This window comes from Cohnella fermenti, assembly GCF_004801405.1.
GTDB lineage: Bacteria > Bacillota > Bacilli > Paenibacillales > Paenibacillaceae > Cohnella > Cohnella fermenti.
In genome coordinates, this window is record NZ_SSOB01000007.1 from 49,340 (window position 1) to 63,548 (window position 14,209).

Annotated in this window: 7 protein-coding genes and 1 other annotated feature; of the genes, 3 read left to right on the forward strand and 4 right to left on the reverse strand. The window is 55.3% G+C overall.

Annotated elements, in window-relative coordinates:
• Positions 1-447 precede the first annotated feature (447 nt).
• Positions 448-663: a response regulator gene (locus E6C55_RS07120; protein ID WP_230986584.1), complete on the reverse strand. Its 216-nt coding sequence runs from the start codon at positions 661-663 to the stop codon at positions 448-450.
• A gap of 304 nt (positions 664-967) precedes the next feature.
• Here E6C55_RS07120 and E6C55_RS07125 point away from each other — a divergent pair, with 304 nt between their 5' ends.
• Together E6C55_RS07125 and E6C55_RS07130 are read left to right on the forward strand one after the other, a co-directional pair.
• Positions 968-2,116, forward strand: a complete 1,149-nt coding sequence (locus tag E6C55_RS07125; RefSeq protein ID WP_136369088.1) for a response regulator — start codon at positions 968-970, stop codon at positions 2,114-2,116.
• 172 nt (positions 2,117-2,288) lie between these two features.
• The gene (locus tag E6C55_RS07130) at positions 2,289-7,832 is read left to right on the forward strand and encodes an S-layer homology domain-containing protein (protein ID WP_168735506.1); all 5,544 of its coding nucleotides are present in this window, start codon (positions 2,289-2,291) and stop codon (positions 7,830-7,832) included.
• A 59-nt stretch (positions 7,833-7,891) separates the two neighbouring features.
• Here E6C55_RS07130 and E6C55_RS07135 read toward each other — a convergent pair whose 3' ends face one another.
• A complete protein-coding gene (locus tag E6C55_RS07135) occupies positions 7,892-10,945 on the reverse strand; it encodes an ATP-binding protein (protein WP_136369090.1) in 3,054 nt (1,017 codons plus the stop codon).
• 6 nt (positions 10,946-10,951) lie between these two features.
• Positions 10,952-11,128, reverse strand: a complete 177-nt coding sequence (locus E6C55_RS33700) for a hypothetical protein (RefSeq protein ID WP_168735507.1) — start codon at positions 11,126-11,128, stop codon at positions 10,952-10,954.
• Between the two features lie 71 nt (positions 11,129-11,199).
• Positions 11,200-11,467, forward strand: a binding site (T-box leader).
• 65 nt (positions 11,468-11,532) lie between these two features.
• Between E6C55_RS33700 and leuA the strand changes: the two genes are divergently transcribed.
• Positions 11,533-13,194 carry a 2-isopropylmalate synthase gene (leuA, locus tag E6C55_RS07140; protein ID WP_136369091.1) on the forward strand — a complete coding sequence of 554 codons (1,662 nt, stop codon included), beginning with the start codon at positions 11,533-11,535 and terminating at the stop codon, positions 13,192-13,194.
• A gap of 112 nt (positions 13,195-13,306) precedes the next feature.
• Here the strand turns inward: leuA and E6C55_RS07145 are convergent, their stop codons facing one another.
• Positions 13,307-14,143 (reverse strand): phytanoyl-CoA dioxygenase family protein, encoded by an 837-nt coding sequence (locus tag E6C55_RS07145; protein ID WP_168735508.1) that lies wholly within the window; start codon positions 14,141-14,143, stop codon positions 13,307-13,309.
• Positions 14,144-14,209 lie beyond the last annotated feature (66 nt).

Consider the following 14,209-nt stretch of genomic DNA (forward strand, 5'->3'; position numbering starts at 1 on the left):
ATGTCGGAAGTGACATCGGAAGCGAAATCCGGGGGTCATCTCTTTAGCATGCCAAAAGCCTATTGAACTCGATTATTCTTATGAAGTGTGGTCGCAACGATTACTGGTACAACATGTCCAAGAGCATGCTGTAAAAGAAGGTCATGAATGTTTGGCTAGAATGTCCGCTAGCAGTGTGAGTGCCTAGTACTAGGCCTTGGTGAACACCCGGTTCCGGTTCGTGACGAACGGCTTGAGAATATCGAATTCCTTGGCCGTCAGCCGGACTTCCTGCCCCTTCTTCTTCACAGAGTACTTCTCGAAGTCCAATACAAGATCCCCACTGCCTACTGACGGCTTCGGCGGCTTACGCTCCGCGCCGGAGTACACCGTGGCTTCGAATAGCCGCCTTCATCCGGGCGGCCAACTCAATCGTTGAGAACGGCTTCTGGATGTAGTCGTTCGCTCCTAACCGAGACTGAGCGCCTTGTCGACATACCCCTTCTTGGCCGACATGATGAGAATCGGAACTCTGTTTCTCTCCCGAATACTGCGAGTCATGCCGTCGATCTCCGGCAGCGTCGAATCGACAAGGACAAGGTCGTCGTCCTTGTTCGGGAACAGCGCCAATTCTTGCACGCCATCCGTTGCCTCGTCAATCAGGAAGCGTTCGCGGTTTAACACGCTGCGCAGCATCTCGATGATGGAGGGGGAGTCTTCTATAATTAAGATTCAATGTGCCCCGGACATGACTCCCCCGCCATTTCCCATAAAGTCTTGTTCCATCATATCGGAAAATAGGCTCTTTAGGCTTAAGGGTGTGGGTGTCCGTTATTTTCGCCGATATGCCGATATAATGTGTACTAGATTGGTGTTACCGACGAGTCTCCATTATAATTAGTTTTGCAAATATCTTGAACGGGTCTTTTATAGAACAGGATATACTACAAGGCTCCATCTATACTCTTTTGTTCAAGGAGGATTCTCGGTGAAAGCCCTATTGATTGATGATGAACCACTAGCATTAATCAAGCTCCAAAAAACGTTTGAAAGCGAAATAAGCGATTTGGAGATTGCGGCCGCCTACTCGGATCCGGAAGAAGCCGTTGCTGGCGTACTGGAGCACCGTCCCGACGTGGTGTTCCTGGACATATGCATGCCCGGGGTTGACGGTTTAAAGCTTGGCAGGCGCATACAGGCAGTCGTTCCGGGGATTGAGATTGTCTTTGTGACCGGTTACGACCAATATGCTGTTCGTGCCTTCGAGCTTTATGCCTTGGATTATATTATGAAACCGGTAGTAAGGAAGCGATTGCGTCAAACCGTCGAACGGATCAAAGAGAAGCTGAGCATGAAGGGCCCGATAAAGCCATCGGATGTGAATTCGCCTGTGGTTTGCTGCTTCAATCGCATCCAGTTTAAGCTTCCCGGCATGGAGCCGCAGACCGTTAAATGGCGGACGAGCAAAGCGCAGGAATTGTTTGTTTATTTGCTTCATCATCGGGGACATATGGTTGCCCGCAGCGTTCTGCTTGAATTGTTATGGCCGGATATTGAGGAGGCCAAGGCAGCACAACACCTCTATACGGCTGTTTATTATATTCGTCAAACCTTAAGAACGCATAATATGGACGCGATTTCCATCCGCATCGGAGATTTAGAGGCTGGATACCAGCTTGAGACCGGAGAAGCGCGCGTAGATGCGGAGATGTGGGAAGACGCTATTAAGCAATTGGGCGTCATGGATGCGAGCACGGTCGATGACTATGAGCGCATACTCGATAGGTACACGGGCGACTACCTTGGGCGTTACAGGTACCTGTGGGCGGAGCACGAACGGGAACGTCTTCGATTGCTATGGCTTTACACGATGAGACAACTTAGCGAGTTTTACGAAAAGCATGGTTTACCGGACAAGGCTATCCGAGTTAACCTGCATATTCAGCGGATATGTGCGGACGAGGAAGAATGCTACTTCTCGTTGATGAAGCTCTATCAGGCGACCGGCAATCAAGTCGGAATAGAAGAACAATATTTGCTCCTAAGGGAGAAAATAGAACGAGAGTTGGAGCTGCCGATCAGCGCCAGCATCACTCAGTGGTATGAACAATGGAAGGCTGCTCATAGGGTGGACTGAAGCATATCAGTCTTTCCCTCGTGAGCGGCCTTTTTTGTCGTTAAGGAGTTGCCGAGGTTTTGTTGAGGCCGGGGTGATAGACTATAGAAAATATGTAGGAAAGTGGAGAATTCCGTCACTTCAAGCGACTGGATTTCCCCAGACTAATAATAAGCAAAGAGGAGATGCAGTAATGAAGATTGCCGGAAAGGACAAGGCAAGTTGGAAAAAGCCGCTTAAGCTGGCGTTAGCCGCTACTTTGGCGGCAGGCTTATGGCCTGCGACTCTAGCTCCTCAGACGGCCGAAGCCGCGACGGCTCCTGTGGGGCCGGGGGGAGTAGCTGGGGTGGAATTGTGGTTGCGTCCAGACGCAGGCATTGCCGTTACAAGCGGCGGAAAGGTTGCCTTATGGCAGGATCAAAGCGCTCAAGCAAATAATGCCAAACAAGATAACGCATCTTTACAGCCGACCTATCGAGATGATGTTGCGAACAATGTTAATTTCAATCCAGTTATAGATTTCAACCAATCGAATACGAATTATCTTGAATTGGATGTAGCCAAGCTTCCGGCTGGCAAAGATCCGCGCACCATCGTTACCGTAGCAGAAACTCGCGTAACCGCTGGGAATCACTACATCATCTCGTGGGGAACAGGTCTGGCGTTACAGATGATGGGAATGTTGCAGATTGATACAACGGGATCTTTGACCGGCTATACAAACCATTTTCAAAGCGGCGCAGGCTTCTGGCAAGTTGGTGTTCCGAATGAGCTGTTTGGAACTTATGACGGTATAACGGGTGCCTTATACAGCAAGATGGAACAAATAGCAGAGGCGCCCAGGAGTTGGAATACAATCCGTACGGGCGCTACGGTGGGTTCCATGCTCGGCTCATACGAATTTTGGGAAGGTACGATCGGCGATTTGATCGTTTATGACCGAGTTCTTAGTGATGTTGAACGGCAGCGGATCAGTTCCTACCTGTCGCTTAAATACGGCTATACGATCGATAGCAACGATTATTTGGATTCAACCGGAGATAAGGTGTGGGATTCGGTTACGAATGCCACTTATCACCATAACATCGGCGGTATTGCCCGCGATGACGCGAGTGCCCTGAATCAAAAGCAAAGCAACAGTACGAATTCAGGCAACCAAGTCATTATCGGGTTAGGCGGCATTGAGGAGAAAAACTCGGACAATACAGCGCAATTCTTAAGCGATAAGCAGTACTTGGTTTGGGGAGATAATAACCAACCGTTTGCTTACACGGTTCCGATTGGCGACAGAGCCCGTACGCAACGCGTCTGGAAAATTCAAAATACAGGGAATGTCGGGCTGGTAGAGTTCGCCATTCCGAGATCGGCACTGCCGGAGAAAGGGGCATTGCTTGTCGGCAATGCTGATTTTAGCACGGCTACTGAGCATCCGTTAACATTAAAAACGATTAACGGTCAACCGTACTATACAACCCAGCTTACGTTCACCGACGGTCAATACTTTACGTTAGTAACGACTAAACCCGAGTTGGAAACGGTGAGCTTGACTCAAACCCTATCGGGCGGCAATACGGAGAACAAGATTACGCTCGATTTCGATCAGAGCATCAAGCTTTCTTCCTTAGACGGATTCACCATCACGGTGGACGATATTCCGGTTTCCGTAACAGATTATACGGCAACGGGCAATCAGCTTGTGCTGACCTTGCCTCAAGGGACGATCGTAACAGGCTCTTCTAAGGTTGTTGTCAATTATGATCAAGCAGATGGCAATTTGGCCGCCGCAACAACCAATCTAGCGGTTAGCAGTTTCAGCTTGCAAGCAATCGACCCATTCGCGGCGGCATTAACGATTGACGAGCCAAGCGGAACGACGTCTACGCAAAGCAATCCCGCCATCAAAGGCAAGGCGGAAGCCGGCTCGACCGTGAGTGTGGCTATTAAAGGCAAGGATGGCAATCCGGTGGCAGGCGCGGGAGGCGCGGCAACCGTTGACGCCCAAGGCAACTGGACCTTTACGCCGGGTGTTGATCTGGCTAGCGGCGAGTACACGATTGAAGTGACGGCCGAGAAGGATAACCAAATCGCCTCCAAAGTAAAAGAACTAACGGTTATCGATAAATCCGGGCTTCAAGCGAGTGTGACGGAAGCGAGCGGATTGCTCGAAGAGGACTACACGCCGGACAGCTGGACAGCTCTGCAGAACGCGCTGGAGGCAGCGCAAGCTGTATTGGAGAACGAGGACGCAACACAGGACGAAAGCGATGGCGCGCAAGACGCATTGCGTGCGGCGGTAGAAGGCCTTGAGGCCATCTCGCCTAATCTCGTCAGCGTCGCATTGAGCGGAAATGAACTGACATTGGCGTTCGATCTGCGGGTAAGCGCGGACGATGTTGAGGGTCTGACAATTACGGTTGACGGTCAGGAGGTAGAGCTATCGACGGATAACGTCGCTCTTGATCCAGCCGATCCTAAGAAAGTGATCGTGACGCTTCCGGGAAGCCCGAACGGCAGTGCGGTACTGGTGTCGTATGATTCCGAGAATGGCGGCTTGCTGGGAAGAAACGGCGCACCGGTCGAATCCTTCGGCCCCAAGGAAGTATTCGATCCGTTCGTCGAGGCTCTAAGTATCGATCAGCCTGCCGACTTGATAGCATCAGTGGCAAGGCCGACGATTGCCGGCGAGGCTGAGGCCGGCTCGACGGTGACAATTGTCATTAAGGATAGCGAAGGCACTCCGATCCTGAACGCGGGAGGCACGGCAACTGTCGACGATGAGGGCAACTGGACGTTCACGTCTTCCGTTGATCTGCCTGTCGGCGAGTATACAATTGAAGCGATGGCTACTAATAATGGCCATACGGCTACCAAAACAAAGGACCTAACGGTTGTCGACAAGTCCGGGCTTCAAGCGAGTGTGACGGAAGCGAGCGGATTGCTCGAAGAGGACTACGCGCCGGATAGCTGGACCGCTCTGCAGAACGCGCTGAGGGCAGCGCAAGACGTATGGGAGAACAAGGACGCAACGCAGGACGAAATCGACGCCGCGCGGGACGCAGTGCGTGCGGCGATTGAAGACCTTGAGGCCATCTCGCCAAATCTTGTCAGTGTCGCATTAAGCGGCAATGAATTGACATTGACGTTCGATCTGCAGGTAAGCGTGGACGATGTTGAGGGTCTGACGATTACGGTGGATGGCGAGTCTGTACCGTTATCGTCTGATAATGTTGCCATTGATCCAGCCGATCCCAAGAAAGTGATCGTGACGCTGCCGGAAGGCCCGAACGGCAGTGCGGTGCTGGTGTCGTATGATTCCGAGAATGGCGGCTTGCAAGGAAGAAACGGCGCACCGGTCGAGTCCTTCGAAGGAGTAGAAGCGATCGATCCGTTCGTCGAGGCTCTTATCATCGAACAACCGGTTGGCTCGATCGCAGCGGTGTCCAATCCGACGATTGCCGGTAAGGCAGCAGCGGGCTCGACGGTGACAGTGGTTATTAAAGCCGGCGAAAGCACGATCGAATCGGCAGAAGTCACGGTAGACGCTGGCGGCAACTGGACATTTACGCCTTCTGATCTGGTCGATGGCGAATACACCATTGAAGTGACTGCCGATAAAGACGGCTTAACCGCCTCCAAAACAAAGGATCTAACGATTGTCGATAAGTCCGGGCTTCAAGCGAGTTTGACGGAAGCGAGCGGTTTGCTCGAAGAGGACTACACGGCGGACAGCTGGACAGCTCTGCAGAACGCGCTGGAGGCAGCGCAAGATGTATGGGAGAACGAGGACGCAACGCAGGACGAAATCGATGACGCGCAAGACGCAGTGCGTGCGGCAGTAGAAGGCCTCGAGGCCAACTCGCCAAATCTTGTCAGCGTCGCATTGAGCGGCAATGAATTGACGTTGACGTTCGATCTGAGGGTAAGTGCGGACGACATCGAAGGTCTGACAGTTACGGTGGATGGCGAGTCTGTAACGCTATCGCCTGATAATGTTGCCGTTGATTCAGCCGATCCTAAGAAATTGATCGTGACGCTGCCGGAAAGCCCGAATGGCAGCGAAGTGCTGGTATCTTATGAGCCTGTCGATTCTGCGAGCGGCGGCTTGCAAGGATTGAACGGTGCGCCGGTCAATTCCTTCGGCCCCGAAGAAGCGGTCGATCCGTTCATTGAGGCTTTTGTCATCACACGACCGACTGGCTCGAGCACAACGGATTCCAAGCCTACGATTGCTGGTAAAGTAACGGCTGGCTCGACCGTGACTATCGTCATTAAAGACAAAGACGGAAGTCCGCTCACGGATGTGGGAGTCGAGGCAACTGTAGATGCTGAGGGCAACTGGACGTTCACGCCTTCCATCGCTCTCTTAATCGGCAATTACACCATTGAAGCGATAGCTGTCAACGGTGACAGAACGCACACGATCAGCAAAGAGCTCAGTGTCAATAGTCCTGGCGGATGGGTATCGACCGAGCCGAAGAAGTCTGGAATCGAGACTTCCGTGAACGGCGCGGACGACGACTTTGCTACTGGAACGACATCGACGACGGGAGACCTTGCGGCAACGTCGGTCCAAGTCGATAACGACAAGCTGAACGAGAGGTTGTCCGAAGGAAGCGGGCAGAAGCTGGCGATCCGTTCCGCAGAGGATGGAGATCTGAAGGTGGACGGGCTGACCGCAGCCGATGTCAAGCTCATCTCCGACAAGAGCGCGAGCTTGCACATCGAGAACCTGCTTGCGATTTATCCGCTTCCGAGCGGCAAGCTGAACTTGAACGGGGTATCCGGTCAACTGGGCAATGCAGCTCTCGCCGACATTGCGGTTCATATCGACATCTCGCGTTCCTCGGACACGCTGATCAACAATGCGAAGAGCAAAGCGGCAGCGGAAGGCTACGAGCTGCTCGTGACGCCGGTTGATCTCAACTTGACCTTCTCTAACGGCGGCCGAACAATCGGATCGGAGCAACTGAACGGCTTCGCTCCGAAGTATATCGCTCTGCCGGATGGCATCGATCCAAGCCGCATTACGACGGGCGTCATCGTCAATCCGGACGGCGGCGTGTTCCACGTGCCGACGGTCGTGACGAAGATCAATAACCGCTACTATGCGATGATCAACGATCTGCGCAGCAGCGGCACCTACTCGGTCATCTGGAATCCGCAGGACTTCGATGATGTGAAGAACCATTGGGGCCAAGCGGACGTTAACAACATCGCGGCAAGGCTTGATCTGAAGGGAACGGGGAACAACACGTTCTCGCCGAACCGCAATGTGACGCGCTCCGAGTTCGCGGAGATCGTCGTCGCTGGTCTGGGCCTGATGCGTCAGAACGCGCCGGATAACCAGTTCCCCGACGTATCGGATGCAGCTTGGTATCGCAACGCCGTTGCGATCGCCAGCGAATTTGGTATCGTGCGCGGCTTCGATAACGGCAACTTCTACGGTAATAATCAGATTACGAGAGAGCAGGGCTTCGCGATGATTGCGCGGGCGCTGACGCTGATTAACCCGCAATCGCAACTGAGCGAGTCTCAGGCGAATGAGCTGCTGGCGAAGTATGAGGATGCGGCAAGCGTATCGGCATGGGCAAGGGCAGATGTCGCTCAACTGATCTCGGCAGGTATTGTCAATGGCACGAGCGGCGACACGCTCAATCCGAAGACTAACATGACGCGTGCCGAAGTAACGGCATTGATCGCAAGATTGCTCCAAACGAATAGCCTGATCGACAAGTAAAGGTATCTCTTAACAGAACAACCATGGTCGACTTAATTCAGTTGACCATGGTTGTTTGTTTAACGCGGCTTCAATACCTGGAACGACACGGTCGTTCCTTCGTTAAGTTTGCTCTCTATTCTCAGTCCATGTCCATATAACTGCTCCAGCCGCCGGTTGGTATTGAGCAGCCCGATCCCGCGCCGTCTCTTGGCGGAGCCGGGAGCAAAGAGGTGCCGGATGGCTGCTTCGTCCATGCCTACGCCATCGTCCTCGATAGCAACCTCCGCCCGATCCTCATATTCGGCAATCCGGATTCGTATGGTGCCTCCGCACGCTCGTTGCATAATTCCGTGCCGGACGGCATTCTCAACCAGCGGTTGAATGGATAAAGGCGGAACAAGCATCTCGAAGGAGGCTTCTACGTCCCACTGCACTTGGAGACGTTCTTCAAACCGTTCCTTCTCAATCGACAAATAAGCTTCGACCAGTTCCAGTTCATCGCTTAAAGGAACAAGCTTGTCCGAGTTCTTAAAGTCGAAGCTGGCGTGCAGATAGATGCTGAATGCATCCGCAAGCTGGTGCATACGCTCTGTATCGATCTCGCCAAGCGCGACGATGGAGTTGAGCGTGTTGAACAGAAAGTGCGGCTTGATCTGCGCTTGCAGCCATGCTGCCTCCATGTGCACCCGATCGCGAACAGCCAGCGTCAGATCGGTAAGCGCACGAATTCTCGACTTTAGCTCCAGCGTGTTCATCGGCTTAATAATATAGTCGTTGGCCCCCGCGAGGAAGCCGGAACGAATATCCTCCGGCTGACTGCGAGCGGTCAGCAGCAGCACGGGAAGCTCGGCAATCGAGAAGCGCTGGCGAACCCGCCGGGTCAACTCGTAGCCGGACATGCCGGGCATCATGACGTCGATGATCATCATATCCCACTTGATCTTATCCAGCATCGCAATCGCGTCGTTTCCATGGATAGCCGTGCCGATGGTATAGGGCTCTGAAGCCAGTGCATGAGTCAACACCCGCAGGTTGACCGGGTCGTCGTCCACCGCCAAGATGCGAATTCTGTCGATGGCATGAGCCGGAGACTCGCTGACAGTCGGCCATTCGGTCATTGCGGCTGCGACCTCGGTCGCGGCGGCGGCTGTCTCCGCTGAGTGCTCGGGCAGCGAGGCGGCAACCGGCAGCGTGAAGCTGAAGGTCGATCCGCGATCAAGAGCGGATTCGGCACTTATGGTGCCGCCCTGCAGCTCGATGAGCTGCTTGCAGATGCTTAGCCCAAGCCCGATGCCGCCTAACGAGTCGGCGCTGGAATCGGCTTGCTCATAGGGGAGAAAGATTCTCTGCATCGTCTCCTTATCCATTCCGATCCCCGTATCGGAGACGGTTATGCACGCGTATCCATTCCGGACGGCGGCGCGAACTTCGATATGGCCGCGCATCGTGAACTTGACCGCATTATGCAGAAGGTTAAATAAAATTTGGGTCAGCCGGTTCTCGTCCGCCTGCACCGGAGGGAACCCATCCGGAATTGCGTTGACGATTCGAATCGGCTTGCCGTCCGCCATGAAGCGCAGCATGTCGATGACGCCGGAAGCCACCGCCTGTACGCGGACGGGGGCGGATTGAATGTGAACGGAATTGCCCCGGAGTCGGTTGATGTCGAGCAGATCGTTAAGCATATACGACATTCTGCGGCCAACGGCAATAAGCAATTGCAAGCTGTCCGCATGTCTGCTCTCCCTCCGTCCGGATTCATCGTCAAGCACCGCTTGGGCAATGTTAAGCATGCCGTGGAGCGGATTGCGAAGCTCGTGGGACGTATGGGCAAGGAATTCGTCCTTCTGCTTGTCGGCCTTCTGCAGCTTCTCGGTGAGGAACCTCAGCGCCGTTGTGGAATTGACATGGTGTTTGATCCAATAGGCGGCTATGGCCAGCACGGCAAATATGAGGTCCAACGGATAATAGCCGATTTGGGGAAAATAGAAGGTGCTGACGAGCCCCCACAACGTGTTGATGGAGATCGTTATTCCTCCGATAAGCAGGTACATCGCATTCCGGTTGCCTTGCTTGGCTGAGCGGAATGCAAGGGTTGGAACGGCCGCCACCGTGAACAGGAACAAAGGAATGCTGAAATAACCCATTTTCAACAAAGGCTGCAGAGGCAGAAGCAAGGCAATTCCGGCATAGAGCAAGCAGATGCCATTAAACCAGCGGTAACGGCCGTATGCTGTGCGTTTCGCCGTAAGCAACATCGCATTCCTGACCAAAAAATAGTTGGTGCCCAGATAGGATAAGTGGAACAGCCGAACGTACCACTCATAGTTGATCGGCAGCAAGGTCGTCAGCAGACGCTCGTCGTCGATGAGAATCGAGACAATGACGCTGACGATCAACAGAACGAAGTTCATTAGTCCGGGCGCCCGGCCGCCAATGAACAGGAACTGGCAAGCATAGACGGCGTGCAGCAAGAGGATGACGCACACCATGACCTCCATGCCGCGGGACAACCATACTTTCTTTTCAATCGCCTGTTGAGTGCCGATCAGGACGGGAGAGATGAGGCCTCCACGGGAATAGTCATCGTAATTGGCGACTTGAATGACGACTTCTATCGTATCGCCCTCGGGATAGAAATTGGCGTAATAGGGCACTTTGCGCGCGGTGAAGGAACCGGCGTCCTTCCCGGGGGTTCCGGAATGAGCCAGCAGCTTGCCATCGACATACAGCTCGGAGGCGGTGGGAATGGGCGGTACCCGAATGCCGAGCAACGGCTTCTCGCCTGAAGGAACATGGATAAGAAGCCGGTAAGAACCGTAACCGATCGGCGAATGGCGTGCCGGGTCCAGCGTCTGTCCCCAGTTGTCGGGCACCTTAATAGGCTCGGGCTGCGAAGCGGCGGAGGACTGTCCGTAATCGCTCCTATAGAAGGAATGCGGGTAGAACTCCCACTCGCCGTTTAATGGAATCGCCCGGTCCGACGAATAGTCCCAACTCGCGAGATCCATCGTGCCCTGGGCGGCATCGGGATAGGACGGGGCGGATTCCAAGGTGATCCAGACGAGACGGATGCCCGTTATAATCAGCAGATAGATGCCGATGATGAGGAAGATTCGCTTTGTTCTCATAAAGATCTAAAATTCGACAATAAATGAAAATATCCTGCGAACCATATATATTCCTGTGGTCAGGAAGGTTTGGGAGTAATATACAGCTGGCGACTTCTCTCCTTCAAGGCTTGCCGTACCTCCTCCGGCGGCTTGCCGGCTCTTCATATCTTCGCCCAGGAACAGCAGCCAATTGGCGATCACGATTAATTCGCCGGGCCATCCGGTCCGTGTCTTGACATCGGGCCGCGAGTGGTATACCATTTCTTTAATAATCGAACACGTTGAAGAGGACCAGTACGATCGGCCAAGCGTGCAGAGAGCTGTCGGGTTGGTGCGAGACAGCCGCGAGGAGATCCGAACTCACCTTGGAGTTGCCCGCTGAACATGCGAAGTAAGCGGAGCCGGCGACCTGACCGTTATCTTCAGGAGGATGGGGCATTCGTCTTGTTGATCGGCGATTCCTTATCCGCAGAGTGCACGCCGTCTTGGCGTGAATTCGGAGTGGTACCGCGTGAGATGTCAAAGTCTCTCGTCTCTGTAGTCGGAGACGGGGGGCTTTTTTGCGTTCGATACATTCACCATATTAGGGAAAGAAGGACATCGCCATGAGAAACGTGGACAAATACGCAAGAGGCTACTTTATGCCTCCCGCAACGAGCCTGAAGTGGACGCAGAAGGAGTACATCTCCGAGGCGCCGATCTGGTGCAGCGTCGACCTGCGCGACGGCAACCAGGCGCTGATCGTGCCGATGAACCTGGAGGAGAAGCTGGAGTACTTCGAGCTGCTCGTGAAGCTCGGGTTCAAGGAGATCGAGGTCGGCTTCCCGGCCGCTTCCGAGACGGAATTCGCCTTCCTGCGCGCGCTTATCGAGCAGAATCTGATTCCGGACGACGTCACGATCCAGGTGCTCACCCAGTCGCGGGAGCACATCATCCGCAAGACGTTCGAATCGCTGGCCGGGGCGAAGAAGGCCGTTGTCCATCTGTACAACTCGACGTCGGTGGCGCAGCGCGAGCAGGTGTTCCGCAAGTCCAAGGAAGAGATCGTCGAGATCGCCGTGAGCGGCGCCAAGCTGCTGAAGGAGTGCGCGGAGCAGACGGAGGGCAACTTCCAGTTCCAGTATTCGCCGGAGAGCTTCACGGGCACGGAGATCGAGTTCGCGCTCGACATCTGCAACAAGGTGCTTGACGTGTGGCAGCCGACGGCGGCGAATCCGGTCATCATCAACCTTCCCGCAACGGTGTCCATGTCGATGCCGCACGTGTATGCCAGCCAGATCGAGTACATGAGCGACAATCTGAAGTATCGCGAAAATGTCATTCTGTCGGTGCATCCGCACAACGATCGGGGAACGGGAGTGGCCGATGCCGAGCTCGGGATGCTGGCCGGAGCGCAGCGGGTCGAAGGCACGCTGTTCGGCAACGGCGAGCGGACGGGCAATGTGGACATCGTCACGCTGGCTCTGAACATGTTCTCGCACGGGGTCGACCCGAAGCTGTCGTTCGAGAACATTCCCGCGATCAAGGAAGTATACGAGCGGCTGACGAAGATGAGCGTGAGCGAACGCCATCCGTACGGCGGCGAGCTCGTGTTCACCGCATTCTCCGGCTCGCACCAGGACGCGATCGCCAAGGGGATGAAGTGGCGCGAGGAGAAGGCGCCCGAGCATTGGACCGTGCCGTATCTGCTGATCGACCCGAAGGATATCGGGCGGCAGTACGAGGGGGACATCATCCGCATCAACAGCCAGTCGGGCAAGGGCGGGATCGGCTACATCCTGCAGCAGAAGTACGGGCTCGACCTGCCGCCCAAGATGCGCGAGCACTTCGGCTACTGCGTCAAGAACGTGTCCGACCACCAGCAGAAGGAGCTTATGCCGGATGAGATTCACGACATCTTCCAGAAGGAATACGTGAACCTGAAGTCGCCGGTCGAGCTCGTCAAGTATCGCGTCAAGGATGACGACGACTTCCAGACGACCGTGCAGATCCGGGCGAACGGCGAGGCCAAGGAGATATCGGGCACCGGCAACGGCCGGCTCGATTCGATCAGCAACGCGCTTCAGGAGCACCTTGGCGTGTCTTACTCGGATCTCGTCTACAAGGAGCACGCGCTCGAGTCGGGCTCCAAGTCGCAGGCCGTCTCCTACATCGGCATCACGGCCGTAGACGGCAGCCAATATTGGGGCTGCGGCATCGACACGGACATCATGAACTCGTCCGTCAAAGCGCTGTTCAGCGCCGTCAACCAGCTGCTGGGCCAATAATACCGTTGTCAAGAGAGACGCCGCCGTCGGCCCTGTGCCGACGGCGGCGTCTGTGCATCTTGAGGTGCGGCGGACGCTCCTTATGCTTCTGCGATCGATTGTTGTCCGCTCTTCAGCATTCCGCCCCGGTGAGCTCGTTCGTGAACATGCGCTTGTATTCCTGCGGCGTCAGCTTGGCCGAAGTATCGAGCGCATAGTGGAACTGCAAGGCGCGGCGGCGCTTGAGCGACGTGTTGTTGGGCGTGCCGTGGAACAGCAGGCCGTGGAAGAACAGGGCGCCGCCGGGAGCGAGCGGGACGGCGACATCGCGCTCGACGGGCACCGCCTCGTCGCAGAGCTGCCAGTCGCGCACGGCATAGTGCGGCACGGCGCCGGACATCTGCGAACGGGGAATGACATGCATGCAGCCGTTGTCGAGCCCCGCTTCGTCGAGGGCGATCCAGACGCCGACGACCGCATTGTGATAGGCGAGCGGCCCGTACGCCATGTCCTGGTGCCACGGCTTCTCCCCGCCGCCGGTCGGGGGCTTGAGCAGCGCCATATCCTGGACGAGCTTGGCCTTGCCTCCGAGTATCCGCTCGACGATCGCAAGAATGCGCGGATGGTGCGCCATCTCCCGCAGCCGCTCGTTGCCGTTCACGAACTCGTATACCTTCCGAACGGCCAGTTCCCGTTCGCCGTTATCCCGCAGCTCGTTCTGGGGCCGCGTGAATTGAACCTTCGCCTGCGGCTCGGCGGCGAAGATGATGGACATGATCTCCTCCGACGACAGGCGCACCTCCTCGGCGTCCAGGATGCCGGAGACGGCGATGAAGCCCTGGCTGCGATAGTGTTCGTAATCCTCCTTGCCGACGCTGCCTGCTCCGGGAAGGGCGGGGTGGATGTCGGTATGCTTGTACAGACGCGCGTTGATCTCTTCGGGGCTTGCAGCCGTGTTCGTGCGGGTCATGGGATAGCCTCCTCGTTCGTTGTTGGTGTCAGTATAGAAGGCGGCGGGCCGGGAAGGAATGGAGCG